Origin of the sequence: Streptococcus infantis (assembly GCF_047460405.1) — a bacterium.
GTDB classification, from domain to species: Bacteria; Bacillota; Bacilli; order Lactobacillales; family Streptococcaceae; genus Streptococcus; species Streptococcus infantis_Q.
The window spans coordinates 41,565-61,342 of the sequence record NZ_JASHGH010000009.1 but is presented as its reverse complement, the minus strand read 5'-3'; the positions used below and the strand labels follow the sequence as shown (position 1 = coordinate 61,342).

Annotated in this window: 13 protein-coding genes and 3 pseudogenes; all 16 read right to left on the bottom strand. The window is 41.7% G+C overall.

Features of this window, described 5'->3' with window-relative positions; translation table 11 throughout:
• Positions 1-159 precede the first annotated feature (159 nt).
• Positions 160-879, bottom strand: a pseudogene (locus tag QM928_RS05505) (SIALI-17 repeat-containing surface protein); the annotation flags it as partial.
• Positions 880-936: 57 nt separating this feature from the next.
• Positions 937-7,170, bottom strand: a pseudogene (gene bgaA, locus QM928_RS05500) (LPXTG-anchored adhesin/beta-galactosidase BgaA); the annotation flags it as partial.
• 206 nt (positions 7,171-7,376) lie between these two features.
• A pseudogene (locus QM928_RS05495) lies at positions 7,377-7,548 on the bottom strand (YSIRK-type signal peptide-containing protein); the annotation flags it as partial.
• A gap of 605 nt (positions 7,549-8,153) precedes the next feature.
• A complete protein-coding gene (locus QM928_RS05490) occupies positions 8,154-8,711 on the bottom strand; it encodes an SMI1/KNR4 family protein (protein ID WP_414294696.1) in 558 nt (185 codons plus the stop codon).
• 14 nt (positions 8,712-8,725) lie between these two features.
• The gene (locus tag QM928_RS05485) at positions 8,726-10,474 is read right to left on the bottom strand and encodes a glycoside hydrolase family 13 protein (protein WP_414294697.1); all 1,749 of its coding nucleotides are present in this window, start codon (positions 10,472-10,474) and stop codon (positions 8,726-8,728) included.
• 197 nt (positions 10,475-10,671) lie between these two features.
• Positions 10,672-11,628, bottom strand: coding sequence for a hypothetical protein (locus tag QM928_RS05480; RefSeq protein WP_414294698.1), 957 nt, complete (start codon positions 11,626-11,628; stop codon positions 10,672-10,674).
• An 18-nt stretch (positions 11,629-11,646) separates the two neighbouring features.
• Positions 11,647-12,396, bottom strand: coding sequence for a hypothetical protein (locus QM928_RS05475; protein WP_414294699.1), 750 nt, complete (start codon positions 12,394-12,396; stop codon positions 11,647-11,649).
• Entirely contained in the window at positions 12,393-12,980 is a 588-nt protein-coding gene (locus tag QM928_RS05470) for an SMI1/KNR4 family protein (protein ID WP_414294719.1), read from the bottom strand. Before QM928_RS05470 ends, QM928_RS05475 begins: the two co-directional genes overlap by 4 nt.
• Before the next feature lie 44 nt (positions 12,981-13,024).
• Positions 13,025-14,089, bottom strand: coding sequence for an ankyrin repeat domain-containing protein (locus QM928_RS05465; RefSeq protein ID WP_414294700.1), 1,065 nt, complete (start codon positions 14,087-14,089; stop codon positions 13,025-13,027).
• 2 nt (positions 14,090-14,091) lie between these two features.
• Positions 14,092-14,529, bottom strand: coding sequence for a hypothetical protein (locus QM928_RS05460; RefSeq protein WP_414294701.1), 438 nt, complete (start codon positions 14,527-14,529; stop codon positions 14,092-14,094).
• An 18-nt stretch (positions 14,530-14,547) separates the two neighbouring features.
• Positions 14,548-15,117 carry an SMI1/KNR4 family protein gene (locus QM928_RS05455; protein ID WP_414294702.1) on the bottom strand — a complete coding sequence of 190 codons (570 nt, stop codon included), beginning with the start codon at positions 15,115-15,117 and terminating at the stop codon, positions 14,548-14,550.
• Between the two features lie 202 nt (positions 15,118-15,319).
• Positions 15,320-16,075 carry an SDR family NAD(P)-dependent oxidoreductase gene (locus tag QM928_RS05450; RefSeq protein WP_414294703.1) on the bottom strand — a complete coding sequence of 252 codons (756 nt, stop codon included), beginning with the start codon at positions 16,073-16,075 and terminating at the stop codon, positions 15,320-15,322.
• Between the two features lie 20 nt (positions 16,076-16,095).
• A complete protein-coding gene (gene rnz, locus QM928_RS05445; protein WP_414294704.1) occupies positions 16,096-17,025 on the bottom strand; it encodes a ribonuclease Z in 930 nt (309 codons plus the stop codon).
• A 14-nt stretch (positions 17,026-17,039) separates the two neighbouring features.
• The gene (locus tag QM928_RS05440) at positions 17,040-17,663 is read right to left on the bottom strand and encodes a cystathionine beta-lyase (RefSeq protein ID WP_153225314.1); all 624 of its coding nucleotides are present in this window, start codon (positions 17,661-17,663) and stop codon (positions 17,040-17,042) included.
• Entirely contained in the window at positions 17,656-18,894 is a 1,239-nt protein-coding gene (gene hflX / locus QM928_RS05435; protein WP_414294705.1) for a GTPase HflX, read from the bottom strand. The genes QM928_RS05440 and hflX overlap by 8 nt, the downstream gene beginning before the upstream one ends.
• Positions 18,887-19,771, bottom strand: coding sequence for a tRNA (adenosine(37)-N6)-dimethylallyltransferase MiaA (gene miaA / locus QM928_RS05430; RefSeq protein WP_153225316.1), 885 nt, complete (start codon positions 19,769-19,771; stop codon positions 18,887-18,889). Before miaA ends, hflX begins: the two co-directional genes overlap by 8 nt.
• Between the last annotated feature and the right edge of the window lie 7 nt (positions 19,772-19,778).

Below are 19,778 nucleotides of genomic sequence, written 5' to 3'. Positions count from 1 at the left end.
TGTAGAAAATCCTCACTTTTCTTCTTTCGCAATTGATTCATGAGAAAAAAAGCGAACAAGACCAGATTCTGTTTATCAGAAAACTAGTTTTGTCCGCTTTTTATTATCGAGATTAGTCTCTTGGCCCAATCTCTATGACTTAGATGCTTTTACATCATCTTATTCGTCGTCTTTTTTCTTTCCCATTGCAAAGAGACCAAGTAATGCTCCTACAACACCTGCTGTTGCAAGGCCAGCATTTTCTTTAGTGCCTGTCTCTGGGAGTTTGTATTGATGACTTGCAGGTGCTTGGTAGGTCTTATCTTGTGACATAGCAAGAGCTATTTGTGACTGCTCATCTTTGAATTCTGGAACCTCATGGATAGCTCCTTCTGATCCATTGACACCACCTGTGTATTCTGGAACTTGGTGAGTAGTCCCTTCTCCACCAGGAACGCCACCAGTGAACTCAGGTACTTCATGAACAGCTGCTTCTGCTCCATTCACACTGCCTGTGTATTCTGGAATTTCATGAACAGTTGCTTCTGCTCCATTCACACCACCTGTGTATTCTGGGATTTCCACTACTTGTGCTGCTTCATCGCCTACTGTACCAATAGCTCCTGTGTACTCTGGGATTTCATGAACAGCTGCTTCGACACCATTCACTCCGCCAGTAAACTCTGGAACTTCTACAACTGGAGCTGGATCGTCACCTGCTGTTCCAATTGCTCCTGTGTACTCTGGAACTTCTACTACTGGAGCTGGATCATCGCCTGCTGTTCCAATTGCTCCTGTGTACTCTGGAACTTCTACTACTGGAGCTGGATCGCCGCCTGCTGTTCCAATTGCTCCTGTGTACTCTGGAACTTCTACTACTGGAGCTGGATCGTCGCCTGCTGTTCCAATTGCTCCTGTGTACTCTGGAACTTCTACTACCGGAGCTGGATCGTCACCTGCTGTTCCAATTGCTCCTGTGTATTCTGGAGCTTCATGAACAGCTGCTTCGACACCATTTACTCCACCAGTAAATTCTGGAACCTCATGGATAGCTGGATCTGTTTTACCAGATACTTCTTTCTTAGTTCCGACTAAGACAATCTCATCTTGCGGTGCTTCAATAGTTTCGCGAAGTTTTTCAGTACGGCTTCCATCTACTGCTACTTCAGTCAGGATACGTTCTTTACCTTCACGACCTGCTTGAGTCACACGAGTTTCACCTTCTGCTAGAGTTGGATCTTCTTTCTTCACTGTCTTGAAGCTGAGAGCTTCTTCTACCACTTCTAGGCTAGGAAGCTCTTCCTGAACAGCTGGGGCAACTTTTCCACTTTCAACCTTTTCTTTTGTCAATTGGATACGGTATTCCTTGACCTGTTTACCACTTTCTGAAACGAGACGTACCAAGACTGGAAGTTTATCGTCACCACTATCAACAACTGTTGCCGCTACGTTTTCACCAGCTTCAACGGTCACTTTAGGACGGTTTCCACTATAGGTTACTTGGTAATCCACACGAGCTTCAGAGAAGTCAGCAAGCTCTCTACCATCTACAAGAAGTTTAGAAGCTGTATTGTCTTTTGGTGCTTCACTTGGTGCGATAAAGGCCATTTCAGTGATAGCCACACCCTTCTTGTCTGCTTTTCTGTCCATGCGCCATCTCATAGCTTTAGCTTTGACTGGTGCAAAGGTTACATGGATGTCAGTTCCTGCTTGAACTTCTTGATCCGCACGGTATTCAACCTTCTCCCAGTTAGAAGGAGTGTTGAATGGATGTTCTGGATCGTATGGTTGATAGTTAGAGTAATATTCTGGTGAATCAAATTCTGGTCCCACATAGCGTTCTAGGACGAGTTTAGAAGGTGCATCTGTTCCACCATCTGCAAAGAAGCGAATGCTTCCTTCAGCTACTGTACGTTCAACAATCTTACCATTTTCTCTGAAGATAACCCCTACTGAAACTTCTGGATTTTCAGATGGAGTTGGAGACCAGTTGGTCCAACGACGGGTTTCATCATCTGAACCATCGTTAACATAGTCTACACGGTCATGAGAGTTTGGATCAATATCGTTAGTTGCTGAGGCAAATGAACGGTTGCTATCGTCATCGAAGTCTGGGTTGTCTGATAGGTTTTCACCGAGTTTATCAGTCACACGTACAGCCACTTCAGCAGTTAAATCAGTACCCAAAACGCGACCATGAACTGTAAATTCACCTGCTTTTGTTAGATTTTCTGCTGGGACTGCTTCCCAATCAACAGCCAAGTCTTTCACTTCATAGTCAGATTTTCCTGTGAAGTAGACAGGAACTTTTGCTGGTAGCTCAAGGGTTTGTCCTTTAGCAACCAAGCGAGAGGATTTGGCAACAGCAACAGGTTTACTTGCGAGCAAATCTTTATCATTTGTGAAGTGTAGACGATATTCACCCAGGATATCACCGTTTTCAGCCTTGACAACAACACGAACTGGATCTCCTTCACCTACGCTTGGTACAACTGTTGCAATACCATTTTCAGTGACACTTGCTGTTACAGTTGGAGCTTTTCCTTGGCTTGCTTCTAGATAGTAGTCAGTCAAGCCTGGGTTAAAGTTTGGCAAATCTTTTCCATCCACTTGGATTTGTGCTTGAGCTTTCTTAGCTGCTGCTACCTGTTTAGAGAAGACTTGCATTTCTGTAATAGAAGTACCCCATTTACCATCTGGTCGAACCATGCGGATACGAACTGCGTAAGTGTTGACTTTATCAAAGCTAAAGTGGGTCATTTCTCCAGCTCTTACTTGATCTGGAGCCTTGAGATTTGTTACTTCTTTCCAGTTTTTATCGTCATTAAAGACATGATCTTCGCGTGCTACGAAGCTTGGATTCTTAGGAACTGTTGGAGTTGCTGAACCGACATAGTATTCGATGACATAGGATTTAGGTGCACCAACACCGTGGTCTTCGTGGAAGGCTACATTGAGGTTATCAACTGATCGTTTAGACATGATACCAGAGTCACCAAAGAGAATTCCTACGGATGCTTCACTTGTACGGTTCCAGTTTGTCCAGCGGTTTGCTGGTTGGTTGTTATATGAAATTAGTTTGTCATTGACATTGGCTACTGAGTCACTTGGATTTGAGTCTGATGCAAAGGCAAGTGGCAATTCTGAACCAGTCCACTGGTCAGAAATATTAGCACCCGTTTCTGTCTGAGCAGATACACGAACATGAAGTTTAGTTGGTAGTTGAGTACCTTCAACATGTCCTGTCACAGTAAACTTGCCTTCTTGTGCGTATTGGCTTGGTTCAATTGCGTCCCAAGTTACTTTAGCTGAAGAGACTTGGCCATTTGAGTGGTAAGTACGAACGCTCTCTGGTAGTTGAGGAGCTTCTGCAACTGGAGTTGTTACGCTCACTTCTTCGACAGCAATGATACCTTCGACAGATACCTTAGCATGTGCTTCTTTCTCGATTCCTTCAACTTTACCTAGGACTTCAAAGCTATGGTACTTAGCAAGGTCTTCCTTAGCAACTGCTTGCCAAGTCACCTTGTGAACCTTTGGAAATCCTTTGTCATACTCTACAGTTACAGTAGCAGGTAGACTTGGTTCTTGGTTCAAACCTGTCACGACACTGACTGGACGGATGGCTTGGACAACTTTGCTTTCAGTATTTGGTTGAATGTTTAAGTCAATCTGACCTTCTGCTCCTTCAAATTGAGCTTTCAGAGTTACTTGACCAGGTTTATGCAATTCAAGCATACCTTTACGAACAGCTACATCTCCTTCACCTGTAGTGGAGAAGGTAACCTTATCAGCTTTCAAGACTGCTTGTGTACCGTCTTGATAGTGAGCCAAGACCTTGATACCGACAGTTTGGTCTTCTTTCAAAGTAGCTGCATTTTCAACTTCTAGGCTCAAACGTTCAATTTGTGGAGCTTCTTGTAGGAATTGGATAGCATAGGTTTGTAGTGGGCCACCATTGTTTGGTTGAACATGGATGCTTGCACGCATACCATTTGCTTCATTAGCTTGAATAACTGTCACTTGAGCATTTTCAGCTGTAGCTTTGACCTCTGGCAAGGCTGCTCCATAAGCAAGCTTGTGATATTTTACAGGTTGGTCTGTTGAAAGACCTTCAACCGCTTGATCTGCTACAGTTACACTTGGAACTACTGGATTAGCAGCTTCCCCTTCTGCAACTACCAAGGTCGCAGCGATTTCTTCATCTTCTAAAATACCTTTTGCTGGGATGCGAGAGCCTGGGATTGCTAGTTTAGCTTGGTCTTCAGCTGCAATTTCCCACTTATTAACATCATAGCTTGCTACAGTACCATCTGACAATACGTAGGAAACAGATTTGTCAACTGAACTTAGGTCTGTATTTGGAGCGATTCTCTTGACTACAGGTAATTCTGCTTCGAGAGCCAAGACTTCAACACGCGCTTCGACGTTTCGTCCATCTGCTACACCTTTAACAGTCACAATTCCTGGTTCATTGACATCAACTGCTGACCACTCTACTGGAAGTTTTGCACGACTGCCGTCACTGTAGATAAAGGCCACTTTCTTAGGCATTTTTGGTGCTTGCCCGATAACTGTACGTACTTTAGGTACTTCTGTACCTAAGACAGTTTTTTCTTCTTGGTCTTTCTTACCTGTGAAGATAGTAGTTTGAGCAGATTTCAAGAGATCAGAGTGAGCAGTCAAAGTAAATTTACCAGCTTGCTCAGTTGATTTGACAATCACAACACCCTTACCATTAAAGGCCTTACGGATCCATGAACCGTCAGCTTGCTCTTTGTAACGCTCACGGCTAGCTTGTTCACCGTTGTCCACACCGACAATCTGACCTTGACCGTGCAACTGGAAGCGAACAAGGTTGTTAGCTGTAGGAACTACATTACCAGCCTGGTCAACGATTTCATAGTAAATATAAGTGAGGTCTTTTCCGTCAGCTGCGATAGCATTTTCTTCTTTGACTAGGCGAACACCCGCAGGCTCACCAGCAGTCGTAACCTTATCACGAGCAATTTCATTACCAGCCTCATCGCGAGCTACTGCTTCCAAGGTTCCAGGTTTATAAGCAACCTTCCACTCAAGGTATAGTTCCTTGGCATTGGCACCTTCTTGATAAGTACGGCCATCACTTGTTTGTTTCTTGTTAAAGGTTTTCTTACCTAGAGACTCGCCATTCAAGAACAGTTCCACACTGGCAGCATTTGAAAATGCACGGACTGGAATCTTACCATCTGCATCAGCTACGTTAGCTTTAAGAGTAGGATCTTCCCAATTCCAGTGAGGAAGCAGGTGAACCATTGGTTTCTTCTGAGCAGAAACCCATTGGCTTTGGTACAAGTAGTAGTCATTCTTAGGAATTCCGGCTGTATCTACGATACCAAAGTAAGAACTCTTAACTGGTGTGTTGTTTTGGTTGTGCCATGGAGTAGGCTCACCGATATAGTCGGTACCTGTCCAGATAAACTGACCAGCATAACCAGCATTGTCTCGGTCAAAAGTCCAAGATGCAGTGGCTGTTTTACCCCAACCAACACGGTCATTACCATAGTCTGATTGCTCATAATGACGGTAAGCTTGGTTGCTGTGAACTAGCTCACTTTCTGGACGGAAATAGCTACCACGAGTACGAGTTGCTGAAGAAGTTTCTGAACCGTAAATCAACCAATTTGGATGCTTAGCACGAAGCTTCTTGTAGTTGTCTTCTGAATAGTTAAATCCAACCGCATCAAGTTCGTTGGCAATCTTTTCATGGTCACCACTACCATCACCAAAGCGGAACTTGTCTGCTCCCATAGTAACATAGCGTGTTTTATCAACTGCCTTGATCACTTGCACCAAGCGTTTAACAGTCGCTAGAGAACGAGCCTTACCGTCTGCTTCACCGATTTCATTACCGATAGACCACATGAAGATAGCAGGGTTGTTCTTGCCTCTCTCGACCATTGTACGTAGGTCAAAGTCAGACCATTTTTCACCTTTTTTAGCATCTGGGTGAGTGGCGTCTTTGTCAAAGAAACGGCCGTAGTCATACTGTTTCTTACCACCGTACCAAGTATCAAAGGCTTCTTCTTGGACCAACAAACCTAGTTCTGCAGCAATCTGCAAAGTTTGCTCACTAGCTGGATTGTGGGTTGTACGGATAGAGTTCACACCCATATCCTTCATCTGTTTCAGACGACGGTATTCTGCCTTATAGTTTTCTTCAGCCCCTAGAGCTCCGTGGTCGTGGTGAAGAGAAACTCCATGGAATTTAATGCGTTCACCATTCAAAGAGAATCCTTCATTTGGTGTCCAGTTATAGTAACGGTAACCAAACAAGTCCTTCTTAGCATCGACCAATTGGCCGTCACGATAAACACGAGTCACCAACTCATAAAGGGCAGGCTTGTCATTAAGAACTGTCCAGAGTTTTGGTTTCTCAACTTGCAAAATAGCATTCAAACTAGTTGATTGATGAGCTTTCAAGACTTGGTTATCTGTACGAACTACGTCCGTTACAGCCTGACCATTTCGTTCGATAATTTGGTATTCAGCAACAATTTCATGATCTTTGTCATCTGTATTGACGATCTTACTTGTTACATGAGTATCAACCTTACCATTTTGTTGTTTTTCAAGGTCTGGTGTTAAGATAGTTGTTCCATTTTTCTCAGCATGAACCTTATCTGTGACTTGAAGGGTAACATCGCGGTAAATACCACTTCCTGAGTACCAACGGCTACTTGGTTGTTTGTTGACCGCATGTACAGCTACGACATTCTCACGACCGTCTTTATTGAGATAGTCAGTAATGTCATAAGAGAATTGATTGTAACCATTTGGATAGTGACCAACTAGTTGACCGTTTACATAGACTTGCGAATCCATATAAACTCCATCAAAGACCAGGCGAACATTCTTATTAAGGTCTTTTTCATCAAGTTTAAAGGTCTTGCGATACCAAGCATCACCACCATTGAGTTGTCCACCCTCATTTTGGGCAGGAGAATCATGATCGAAGTCATTGTAGATACTCCAGTCATGAGGAAGGTCTAATTTCTTCCAGCTTGATACATCTGCATCTGGTTTGATAGCGTCTTTTGCATTAGCATTGAGTTTAAAATGCCAGTTTTGGTTAAATTCTACCTTACGGTCCTCAACCAATTGATTTACCTCCTCGCTGGTAGCCGGTTTTAGGTCCGGTTTTTCCGTTTGAGCAGATTGATCTTGAGTAATTGCTTGAGGTTTCTTATCTAACATGGAATCCACTTTTTTATCAGAATCTGATTGTAGAGTTTGGTCGTCCTGTGCCTTTTCAACCGCATGAGCTGGTGTAGCAACTTCACTTGCAGCTGATTCAGTTGATGCTGGCTGTTCTGGACTTCTTGTTTCACCAAGTTCCTCTTTATGAGAATCATCCGCTACTTTTTCTGCAGCAACTGCAATTGGAGTTTCATCAGCTGAAACTGGGTTTGCACCAGCTACACTTGCTCCAAATAAGACTGAGCAAGTACCGATGACTACAGAGCAAGTTCCAACGGTAAATTTTCGGATACTGTACACTCTTTTTCGATTCCAATGATCTTTTCTCATAAGATCCTCCTTATATTCGTAACCGCTTCCAATTTTATGTAAGCGCTCTACTTTTTCAGTAGTATTTTGCTTCTATTTTATAAAATAATATAAGAAACTTCAATACTGGCAGCATAAAAATCATACTTTTGATTCTTTTTTCTATAATTAGTAGAAAACTTTGAAAATCTGAATGTACATTTAGTGAATGATTTTACTAAAAAAGGCGGTGGGACAGAAATCGATAGACAAAGTCTCGATTTCGTAGTCCCAGCCCCGCGAGGATGATTAGGAGCTTTTTGGAGTCTAATACTCAATGAAAATCAAAGAGCAAACTAGGAAGCTAGCCGCAGGTTGCTCAAAGAACTGCTTTGAGGTTGTAGATAGAACTGACGAAGTCAGCTCAAAACACTGTTTTGAGGTTGTTGATAGAACTGACGAAGTCAGTAACATACCTACGGCAAGGCGACGCTGACGTGGTTTGAAGAGATTTTCGAAGAGTATAAAAGACGAACAAAAAGTTCAATCAACTACCGCGTCAAAGTTTGATTGCTAATAAAAAGTGAGGTCGGGATCTTTTGTCCCAACCTCTTTTACGGTCTATCAAACTGATATTTCCTATTAGATTATTGACTAGATTTCCCCTTTTCCAAAAGCTTGATCATCTCATTTTTACGTTCTTCAAGCTCGGCAATTTGCTGAAGCAAAAGCTCTGAAAAATCACATTCAAGCTCTTCAGTTTCGCCACTATTAAACCAATCTAGAGCTACTATATGATTGTCCTTATCAAAGCAGAAAATCACATCTCCATCACCGATGATAGACAGAAATGGAATATAGTCAACAAATCCTAAATCATGTAATTCCTTGGTTTTTATTCGAATGTCTAGGAAGTCTGGGATGCCATTTGCAATTCCCAAGACCTTGATACCTCGGCAGAAGGTCCAAAAAGGGGCTACATCGTAAGCTTTGGCTCTTGGCCATAGCTCTTCCCTGACTTCCATAAAGAGGCCTCCAAGAGATGACATGGTGAATTCCCTGAAATCTTCTGGCAGACGAATGCTGTATTGATTTTCAAAATCCTGAACATCTTCTTCCGATGGTTCATTGCCCATGCAGGCGACAACTTGATAAGTTTCCTTATCATAGTGACGAAAATAATCATAAACTTCCTTGAGTGCCATTATTTTAATCCTTTTTACTCAGAAATATAGACCACAAATCCAGCTGGCAAGATAACTTGTTGTCCATCTTCAAACTGGCAATGACTCGCTAAATCAACTGAATCTCTGTCTAAAGTATATTTCTCAGAAGACTGATTGAAGATGACTTGAACTTCTTTTCCTTGGTAGTTCCACTTCAAGGATAGGACATCTGGTTTCAATTCTTCCAAGCGATAATTACCATGCTGGATCATACTTGCAACTTCCTTACGGACTTGGATTAATTTCTTCATGAAATTCAGCATGTCATTGTCTTCAGACACACGCTCCCAAGGCATGACACGACGGCAGTCAGGGTCTGGTCCACCTATTAGGGCAAGCTCTGTTCCGTAATAGATACAAGGAGTCCCTTTTTGAAGGTAGAGGAAGGTTAAAGCAGCCTTGACATGCTGGACATTTCCTTCGGCAGTTGTGAGGATACGCTCTGTATCATGAGAATCTAAAAGGTTAAACATCACCTCTGAGATTTGTTGCTTGTAGTACATCGACTGGCTATTGATTTCTGAAATAAACTGCTCTGTCTTTTTATGCTGACGCAAGAAATAATCCTTGATACTTTCAGAAAGTGGGTAATTCATGACCGCATGGAGCTCATCCCCTTGTAGCCAAGGCTGAGAAGTATGCCAGATTTCACCTAAAATATACAAATCAGGCTTTTTAGCGAGAACTGCCTTTCTAAAATCTTTCCAAAACTGATGGTCAATTTCATTGGCAACGTCCAAACGCCAAGCATCGATATCAAAATTTTCAATCCAGTAAGTTGCAACACTGAGAAGATAGTCTTTGACTTCAGGATTTGCTGTATTTAACTTAGGCATATAGCTAGCAAAGGCAAAGGTATGATACGGTAGCTCTCTCGCGTTTTTCAGTTTATCCTCTGTAATTGGGAATTCTTGAATATGGAACCAATCTTTATAAACTGAGTTTTCTCCATTTTTTAGAACATCCTGCCATTGGACTGACTGGTTGCCAATATGATTAAATACTGCATCTAGCATAATCTTGATACCACGTTTGTGGGCTTCCTCGACTAGATTACGAAAGACTTTCTTGTCTCCAAAGTGACGGTCGATTTCAAAATAATCCGTCGTATCATACTTGTGATTGGTCGTTGCTTCAAAAATCGGACATAGGTAAAGTCCAGTGATTCCCAAATCTTTAAGATAGTCTAAATGGTCAATAATCCCTTGTAAATCTCCACCAAAAAAATCATCCATGTTAGGTGCAATGACAGCATCCCACTCTCGAGCTCCATCTGGAGTCAAATTAGGATTTCCATTAGCAAATCGTTCGGGGAAAATCTGATACCAAACGGTATTTGAAACCCAGTCAGGAACTTGGCAACCGTCAATTTCGTGAATATAAGGAAGCTTAAAGCCATTGCCTTCAGCATACAAGTTTTCTTGAGTATGTTCTACGCAACCCTTATCACCGTAAAAAACACCCTGACCTTCCTCATCAAGGAGCTCAAAGAGATACTGAATCCGTGCAAAATCAACAGAGACCGTAGCCTGCCAATAATCAAATAAAGCATCTGAGGTTACTTTGGTCATTTCTTTCTTGGCTTCATACTTATCCTCAATGAAAATAAAGGGATCTCCATAGTGTAAGATAACCTTCTGGACATCATTTTTCTTGGTTCTAATTCGGATATGTAGCTGACCTTCTTTGTAAAGATAAGCATACTCTGATTCTGGTCTATGATAAATGGCTGTTAATTCCATATTTTGTCTCCTAAATAATCTATCATCAACAAAAACGCAAACGTTTTCATAACTAATAGAACTAGTATACTATTTTAAGATTCGATTTGCAATACTTGGTCAAATTTAACGAGAAAACAGCTTAAAATAAATACTGTAGACTAATCAAAAAATATCAGCACCTATCAATAAAAAGCTCCCAAATTCAGCCTCACAGCCTAGTCAATCTGACAAAGGGCAAGTTCTTTTAATCCTCTGTCGTAGAGGTAGGTTAAACAAAAGTTGTCTGTCATATTTTGAAGCTTGTGTTTACTCATTCCTCTAGGCAAGGCTATATCGCACAATTCTCTCGTTGCTAGAGAAAATAGCTTTTGCTTGCCCTTCCAATCATCATTCTTAAATAGGGGGTTCAGGATCAGATAAGGCGAATCCGTAAAGAGTCCATTGACACCAGCTTTTTTACCTGAAGCCTTTAAATGTTCAGATTCTAATAACTTTTCGATAATACGACCATCACTAGAGATTTTAACAAGAGCATAATAGTCCATGCCCCATTTATTGACAGAGGTTTGACTTTCTCCAGAGCTAAAGGCATAGAGCTCTTGCTTCCAAGATTTCATACTATCGATTTTAGGACAAACACTTGAGTTCGTGTCGTGGTGATTTAACTCTTTTTTATCAATATGCGAATAAGTGGTCCACTTCGCCTGCTTTTTCTCTCGATCAAATTCTAAAAGGGCAAAGTTTCTTGCCTGATTTGTATAAATCTGATTTTCAAAACACACGGGGATCTGGTCGCTATCTGATACGATTTGAAAATATCTCTCTTGTGCCTTTTTAGGAAGTATACTTTGCGGATCCTTTATGGCAATGATTTCTGGATTAGAAAAATCACCAGTATAATAGACCATTTCCCTGCCAGCCTTGATGATGCCAATATTTTGTCCATCTGTAAAGACTAGAGGCTCTTCCTCCCAAACATGGTCACAATACCAAGCATCTATCTCCTTCACACCCAAAGGTGATACTTCAAGCAGACAGTAGCGATTGGAAGCTTCCTTCTCACTGGTCAAGACAAAGGCTCTACCATCATGTAACATGACAGAATTGAGAACACTATTGTAGTCCTTGTCTAGTTCCCATTTATTCAATAGACTTAACTTTAACTTCCCCATTTTCTCTCTCCTAATCCATCACCACTCGTTGATGGCAAATAGAATGGCTGATCTAATATTTCTTAGCAATTGATCTGAAAGTTCATCGTATACTTGACCCAGTCCCTTATCTTGTGCCAGCCATCCAGGTTCATCATTCCAGGAGCCCATTCCTCCAAAAACATCCGCTGCACTTGCAGCTCTAAATATGCTTAAATGTTGCGGTGGAATTTGAGGTTCTGCCAGTCCTTTACCAGATTCTGGATCTAGCAAAAAGTTTCTAGCAGAGTGAAAGACTTTGGCAAAGTTGTCACATTCAATTTTACTTGCTAAATCTTCTATACGAGACAATATGTCCTTAAATTCTTCGATATTATTTTCATAGTGGGGAATGTCTTGAGAAGGCCTTTCCCATTCATACTCGGTGTAGGTAACATCCCAGCCCCTACCTGAGGAAGCAGCTTCCCAATTTGGTAGGAAATAACTTACCTTCCCATCTTTATAAAAGCAGAGAATTGAACTCTGTGTCGTATTGGAGAAACCTAAAATACCTCTGTCATTTACTGAGATAGGGCAAAATAATTTTAAGTCCTTCAAACCTTTTTCCTTAAGATTTTCAAACCAATCAGCTACAGAAAGTTCTGCAGCTTCCCCATTTTCTGACAGCAAAATTTGAAAGCAAATCTTATTGATATATTGGTCAGGATGATACAAGATTGCCTGATCAGTTTTTAAAGCCTTCCTAGCTGCTGCCACGATACAGGCTATCTGATACATTTGTCCATTCATATGATTTCTTCCATTATCCCTTCAATCAAATTTGTAAGGCTCTCTGCTGCATAGATTACCTGATCAGGATCATGGATGTAGCAAATAATCTGCCCTTCCTGACCCTCTCGGTCTGGATCAAAATCAAGCATAAGATAACAAGAGTCACAATACTGAGCAAAAGGAAGCCATTTTTTATTAAAAAGATAGGGCTTAATTCTACTATCATGCATGTTTTCTAGGTCTTGACTAGAAAAATAGTCGGGAAATTCGGTTAACAGAGCATCTCTATTTTGAAAGTACTTTTTACAAGTCTCAATTTCCTGCAGACTCATGAGAGAAAAAGTCAAATCTCTCTGATCAATTACACAAGGTAAAATAGAGAGGTATTTACTCCCATTTTTATAGCTATAAAGCTCTTTGAAGTCACTAGGTAGACGAATACCAAATCTTTCCTCAACGACTTGAAGCTCTTCCTCGGAAGCACCAGAAATGTCCTGATAATCATCTAGGTATTCCTCTTCCACAGGATCATCCAAATCCCAGTCTTCAAAATACTCACAAATATAAGTTTCTATTTTTTTAACTTGGTCAATTAGTTGCATCATTTCACCATGATTTCTTTATTTTATCTGTCTTCCAATGCTTTTTACCGCTTATAAGTTGTTTTTTCTAGGAGAAGGGGTTCAGGATTTTGCTTAATCCAAGCAATAGCTAGCTGACACAGGCGGTCTAGGCGAGGCTCGTCATCAAAATCTTTCACATGAACCTGAGCAATAAGCTCTTTAGTCTCTGCTAATTCTTGTTCTGAAAGAGAGCTTCCTAGAGACAAGTATTGAGGGAGAGCCTGAAGCATCTTGCGGTAGTTTCTGTCCCAGTTGCCCCCACCGTTTCGATCCAGTTCATCTCGAACTCTGCCTGGTATGCGGATGACTTCTCCCTGAACAGTTTTGGCTGCTCCACTTGAAGGAATCAAGAAAGACCATAGTTGCTCATACTGCTCTTCCCACGAGCCTTCTACTAGCTCAATAGGTGAATGTCCATCATGAGTTAGGCGTTTTTCTACAGGCTTAACACCAAAGAGCTCATAGAGCTTCGTTAAGCCTTTATCTGCAGCCTCTATGTAGTCAGGATGGATACTTTCTCGATGAAATTCAAAATCTTTACCGATATTTTCGACCTTTTCTTTCATAGCAGATGTTTTCTTAGCACCAGAATCCACAAGCATTGTGGCGATTTCAGCTGTTTGGGCAATATAGATACCCCGACAAACCATCAAGACTGAAGCTAGTGGGGTTCTTCCCATATCATTTTTAGCATTGACATCTGCTCCCTTATCAATCAAAAGTTTGACAGTCTTAGGATGGAAAAACTCAGCTGCTACATGTAGGGGTGTCTCACCATAGGTATTAGGTTTTCCAATGTCTGCCCCCAATTCAAGCAAGAGTTTGACTGTATCTCTCCCCAAGATTGCTTGACGGTACAAAGGAGTCGCTCCATAATAATCAGGGATATTGATATCCAAGCCCTGTTCGACAAGCCAGATAACCAATTCATCCGGGATTCCTCCCATATGCAGAGGTGTACATAAGCTAAATCTTCCATCATGAGCGGTTAATTCACAACGATCATAGACTGCTTTAAGGGCTTCAATATTTCCTTCATCCATTAAATCCTTAAACTCTTTTGGTAATGTAACTCTTTTCTTTGCCATTTTTAGTTCCATTCTTCTGATTCAGCATCTAGGGCAAGCCAATGAAGATTGTCAACCGTTTTCAAAGTCCGTACTTGTCCATCATAATCATTTTTCAACTCAAGACCGTTTTGCTCAATAGATATATGATTGTACCAGTGGTCTAGGCTGGCGTATTCCCCCGTATGAATGTTGATGAGCATACTCGTTATGGAATCCCAAGTCCCTTTCTTAACTGTTTCTGCTAAGAGGTAGTAAGCATCTAAAAATATGAGATTTCTCCCATAGATCCAAAAGGGCAGATCAAGCCCCAACAAAGGCAACTTGGCAGAAAAAATCTCATCACCGTGTGGTGGAACAGTTTCATAATGAAATTCTATCTCACTGCCATAATAGGCAATCAGGGCTCCCTGACTTCCGATATTTTGAGGAATCCCTTCCTCAGCTACAATAAATTCCATGACCTGCTCCTTCTATTTTCAATCATAAAATCCGACCAGACTCTGCCAGAATATCAGGCTAGACGTATTCCCTATTCTAGTCATCAAGTGGATGAAGTCACTTTCACAACCCTTCCAAACTGCAGATTGGGCCGTTCCCATGGCTCTAACAAATGCTAGAAAATCTGGTGCCAGCCATATTTTTTCATCATAGTTCATCTCTGCATCAAGAGCATAGATCGCCCCAGATTGACAATCCAGCAAAATAGTGTAGGGATCTCCATTTGCAATGATGATCAAGCCGCTTTCTTGTAGAGTCGAGTAATCATGGTATTCCAAATTGCGATTGATTAGCCAAGTAAGACTAGTGTCGTCTCCATATCCAAACTGGTAACTTAAAAAACCGACCTGCCCCCAGTTATAGGCCAGAATATATTTCCTAAAAATCGGATCCAAGTCTTGGATTTGCAATTGTTTTTTCAAACGATCCAGTTCAGACACAGGCAGTTCCGTTTGGTTCAGGACAATTCCTTCTCTTATCTCAGGGTCAAGCCCTTGTGTTTCTTCTTGGGTAAGGGAAATGATTTGGTCAATTGTCAATAATTCCATTGTCAACCTCCGACTATACATAGGGCATTATCTAGGGTAAGCTAGCTGGTTTGGGACTTCATTTATCTAATGAACGTTCTTATCTCAATTATACTCCAAAACTATCAAATAGAGATAAACTACCAGTATTTTCAGGGATTATTTTTGATCAACAACTTCTCCTAATTAAAACAAAAAGCCATTCCTCAAGGGAGCAGCTTTTTCACTTATAATTAAAGGTTTCTCCAGCCAACTTATCTGCTAGTTTAGGAAAGAGGGTATAAAACTTATGGGCTAGATTGAGCAAGATTGGGAGATTGAGCTCGCGTTTGTTTTTTCCGATGGTCTTAACAATTTTTTTAGCTACTGCATCTGGCTCGAGTAGGAAGCGGTCGACCGATTTGAGGTAGGTCCCATCTGGATCTGCCTGGTCAAAAAATCCTGTACGGATAGGTCCTGGATTAACAGTCGTCACATAGATACCATAGGGCATAAGTTCAAGGCGAAGAGCATTTGAAAAACCGATAGCCGCAAACTTGGTCGCTGAGTAGAGACTGGACTTACCAGTCGCTATCAAACCTGCCATGCTAACGATATTGATGATATGCCCTTTTCGCATCTCCTTCATACGAGCTGCAACCAACCGAGACAGATTCATTAAAGCAAAGGTGTTAACCTCAAACATTTGATGAATATCTTGATTAGAAATCTTGTCAAAATCCTCAAAAATCCCGTAGCCAGCGTTGTTAATCAAAACATCAATCTTGCCATAACGGAGATAGAGGTCAGCTACCAATCCTTCTAAGGCTTGCTCATCGGTAATATCAATCTCGACCAATTCTGCCTGAGGATGATTTCCGTATAGTTGAGCTAATTTTTCCTTATTTCTACCTAACAGAATCAGTTGATCATTGGGCAAGAGTTTGACCATTTCTTGGGCTAGACCACCACTTGCTCCGGTAATCAGAATAGTAGACATACTTTTCCTTTCTCGAGATTCTAGATTTCCACTTCTTCAAGGTCTTTGACCACATGGACGTTTTCAAAGATACTAGAGGCATCCTTTTTAAGTTGGCTAATGTCTTTTGAAAGAAAACGAGCACTGATATGGTTGAGTAAGAGGCGTTTGGCTCCTGCTTCTGCCGCTACCTGAGCAGCTTGCATATTGGTTGAGTGACCGTGGTTGCGGGCAATCTTTTCGTCTCCCTTGCCATAAGTCGACTCATGGACAAGAACATCTGCATTGACACCAAGACGCACACTGGCATCTGTTTTTCGAGTATCTCCCAAAATGGTAATAATCTTACCAGGTCGCGGTGCTGAAATATAATCTGCCGCCTTGATCTCGGTGCCGTCTTCTAAGACGACATCCTGACCGTTTTTAATTTTTCCAAAAAGAGGGCCGAATGGAACACCAGCAGCCTTGAGTTTTTCAGCATCCAAGGTCCCTTCTAAATCCTTTTGCATGATACGATAGCCGACACAGAAAATAGTGTGATCCAACTCTTCTGCATACACCATGAATTTATCTGTTTCAAGGATTTTCCCAAGAGAATCTTGGTCAAATTCATGGAAATGAATCTTATAGGGTAGACGAGAACCAGAGACACGCAAACTAGTCAAAACAAAAGACTTGATACCTTGAGGTCCATAGATTTCCAAATCTGTCTGCTCTTCATTTGCTTGAAAAGCACGACTGGAGAGGAAACCTGGCAAGCCAAAGATATGGTCTCCGTGTAAGTGGGTGATAAAGATTTTGCTGATTTTTCGTGGTCGAATCGTGGTTTCCAGAATGCGATTTTGCGTTCCTTCGCCACAGTCAAAAAGCCAGACTTCGTTAATCTCATCCAAGAGTTTCAGGGCGAGACTTGAAACATTGCGGGCTTTGGAGGGCTGACCAGCCCCCGTTCCTAAAAATTGAATATCCATTCGTTACTTTCTAATTAATCAATATATAACATAGCAGTGCGGTTTTCCGAGCGATAATAAAACTTGCCAGAGAAAGATTTAGCTTCTTGTAGCAAATCCTCTTGACTATAGCCTTTGAGACGCTTGCGACCATCTGCCAAGCTTTCCAAATCTGTCAAAGCTGTAAGATTTTCCACGCTAACAACTTCCTCGTCTCCGACAGCATTCATGTAAATTTTTCCAGACTCCTCAAAAACCAGCTGATGTGGAAAAATTTGCGCAATCTCAAAGAGCAAGTCATCTGAAATCTTCTCTTCATTCTCAGAGAAAATTCGACCCAGTCCCTCAATCTCATAACAAAAACCAAAGGATTTACCAGACAGATTAAGTCGAATAAAAGGCTTATTTTCTAGAGTGAAACTAGGTTCAGCATTGTAGAGGTTCAGTTCCTGGCTGACTTCTGCAAAATAATCTGTCGCAGCTTGAGGACTCTTTTTCTGGTAGAGTTCTGCAAAGTAGGCATTCACTACGCTGGGTGGAGGGGTGATGAGAGCTAGTTGCTCTTCTTCAGACCTACCAGCTAGAAGCTGGTCCAAATATACCTTGTCTAGACTTGTATAGCCACCATATTTGAGAGCTAATGATTTGATATCAGTCATAAAATTCTTCTAATCTCCATTTATTTTTCTCAGCAATGTAGCCTCTGATGACTTCGCCATCATCTTGGTAGTCACGTTCTTCTAGGATAGCAACACTTTCTAAATCATGAATCTTGTAAGACTTAGAAAAAGTCACGCGCAAAGTAAAGGGTTCAAAAATTTCCTTGATCTTATCTAGCAATAAAGCCTGCAACTGTTCTCGACTATCCTCAGATTTGGCAGAAATCAGTGCATACGGCGTTTGGGTAGGCGTGAAATCCTCCACCAAATCCGCTTTATTATAAAGGGTTAGGCGAGGAATATCCTCCATGTCCAAGTCTTTCATGATAGACAGGACCGTTTTTTCATGTTCCTCATGGTAAGGATTGCTGGCATCAATAACATGAACCAGAAGATCCACATGCTTGCTTTCTTCCAAGGTCGACTTGAAACTAGACACCAACTCTGTCGGCAAATCTTGAATAAACCCAACGGTGTCCGTTAAAGTCACCTGTAGATTGCCACCAAGATGGATGCTTTTAGTTGTCGCATCCAGAGTCGCAAAGAGCTCATCTGCCTCATACTGGGTCTTGCTAGTCAAGGTGTTCATGATAGTTGACTTACCAGCATTGGTATAGCCAATCAAGCCAATCTTAAAAGTACTTGACTCCAAACGTTTTTCTCGAACTGTCGCCCGATTTTTCTCAACCACCTTGAGCTGGCGCTCGATATCTGTAATCTGGTTGCGAACACTACGACGATTAAGCTCCAGCTGACTTTCACCTGGACCACGGGAACCAATTCCCCCTGCCTGACGGCTGAGCATAATCCCCTGACCAACCAAACGAGGCAAGAGGTATTTGAGCTGAGCTAGATGAACTTGGAGCTTCCCTTCATGGCTTCGAGCCCGCATGGCAAAGATATCCAAAATCAACTGCATGCGGTCAATGACCTTGACCCCTAGAACTTCTTCTAAATTGACATTTTGGCGAGGTGTCAGACGGTTGTTGACAATGACAGTTGTGATTTCTTCTGCATCCACCATTTGAGCAATCTCTTCCAACTTACCAGAACCGACGAAGGTCTTGGAATCGTATTTTTCACGTTTTTGTCTGTAACTATCGACTACAACTGCCCCTGCCGTTTTAGCTAGACTAGCCAGTTCTTCCATGGAGAGGTCAAAATTGTCCATGTCCTGCAATTCCACACCAATCAGCAGGACTCGCTCCTCTTTTTTCTCCGTTTCAATCATCTAAAAACTCCTCTATCTGGCTTAAAATGCGATCTTTTACACCAGACTCTCCAATCTGATAAAAGGTCACCTGCATGCGATTACGGAACCAGGTCAACTGACGCTTAGCAAAACGACGGGTCGCCTGTTTAAGACTCTCACTAGCTTCTTCCAAGGTCTGCTCTCCACGGAAATAAGGAAAGAGTTCCTTGTAGCCAATCCCTTTAGCAGCCTGCACATCTGGATAATGGTCAAACAACCACTTAGCTTCATCCAATAATCCAGCTTCAAACATCAAATCTACACGGTGGTTAATCCGTTCATACAATTGACTACGCTCATCATCCAAGCAAATAATCAGAGGTTCATACAAGGTCTCTTGATTTTCCAAGTCTTGACCAAAATGAGCAATTTCTAAGGCTCGCATGGCACGGCGACGATTAAACTGGGGAACTTCAAGACCTGCTTGCTCTATGAGTTGGGCTAACTCCTCATCTGAAAAAGGCTCTAAACTAGCACGATAAGCTAAAATGTCCTCATGAGGTGTCTCCCCACCTAAATGATATCCTTCTAGCAGACTCTGGATATAAAGTCCTGTCCCACCAGCTATAATAGCGAGCTTACCTCGACTTTGAATATCCTCAATAGCTGTCTTGGCCTCTGAAACAAAATCAAAAGCCGAGTAAGACTCGGTTACCTCTCTAACATCAATCAAGTGATGAGGAACACTTGCCTGCTCCTCCGGACTAGCCTTGGCTGTCCCAATATCTAGTCCTCGATAGACTTGTTGGCTATCTCCACTAACTACTTCACCATTAAAATGCTTAGCAACTTCAATGGCTAGAGCTGTCTTTCCAACTGCAGTTGGTCCAACAATCACAATTATTTTTGTTTTCATCTTTTTT

What these genes read in the sequence shown, in the direction of transcription:
- QM928_RS05490 (WP_414294696.1), bottom strand. Translation starts at nt 8,711, where the DNA reads ATGGCACTCAAGGAAGTTTATGATTATTTTCGTCACTATGATAAGGAA.
- QM928_RS05485 (WP_414294697.1), bottom strand. Translation starts at nt 10,474, where the DNA reads ATGGAATTAACAGCCATTTATCATAGACCAGAATCAGAGTATGCTTAT.
- QM928_RS05480 (WP_414294698.1), bottom strand. Translation starts at nt 11,628, where the DNA reads ATGGGGAAGTTAAAGTTAAGTCTATTGAATAAATGGGAACTAGACAAG.
- QM928_RS05475 (WP_414294699.1), bottom strand. Translation starts at nt 12,396, where the DNA reads ATGAATGGACAAATGTATCAGATAGCCTGTATCGTGGCAGCAGCTAGG.
- QM928_RS05470 (WP_414294719.1), bottom strand. Translation starts at nt 12,980, where the DNA reads ATGCAACTAATTGACCAAGTTAAAAAAATAGAAACTTATATTTGTGAG.
- QM928_RS05465 (WP_414294700.1), bottom strand. Translation starts at nt 14,089, where the DNA reads ATGGCAAAGAAAAGAGTTACATTACCAAAAGAGTTTAAGGATTTAATG.
- QM928_RS05460 (WP_414294701.1), bottom strand. Translation starts at nt 14,529, where the DNA reads ATGGAATTTATTGTAGCTGAGGAAGGGATTCCTCAAAATATCGGAAGT.
- QM928_RS05455 (WP_414294702.1), bottom strand. Translation starts at nt 15,117, where the DNA reads ATGGAATTATTGACAATTGACCAAATCATTTCCCTTACCCAAGAAGAA.
- QM928_RS05450 (WP_414294703.1), bottom strand. Translation starts at nt 16,075, where the DNA reads ATGTCTACTATTCTGATTACCGGAGCAAGTGGTGGTCTAGCCCAAGAA.
- rnz (WP_414294704.1), bottom strand. Translation starts at nt 17,025, where the DNA reads ATGGATATTCAATTTTTAGGAACGGGGGCTGGTCAGCCCTCCAAAGCC.
- QM928_RS05440 (WP_153225314.1), bottom strand. Translation starts at nt 17,663, where the DNA reads ATGACTGATATCAAATCATTAGCTCTCAAATATGGTGGCTATACAAGT.
- hflX (WP_414294705.1), bottom strand. Translation starts at nt 18,894, where the DNA reads ATGATTGAAACGGAGAAAAAAGAGGAGCGAGTCCTGCTGATTGGTGTG.
- miaA (WP_153225316.1), bottom strand. Translation starts at nt 19,771, where the DNA reads ATGAAAACAAAAATAATTGTGATTGTTGGACCAACTGCAGTTGGAAAG.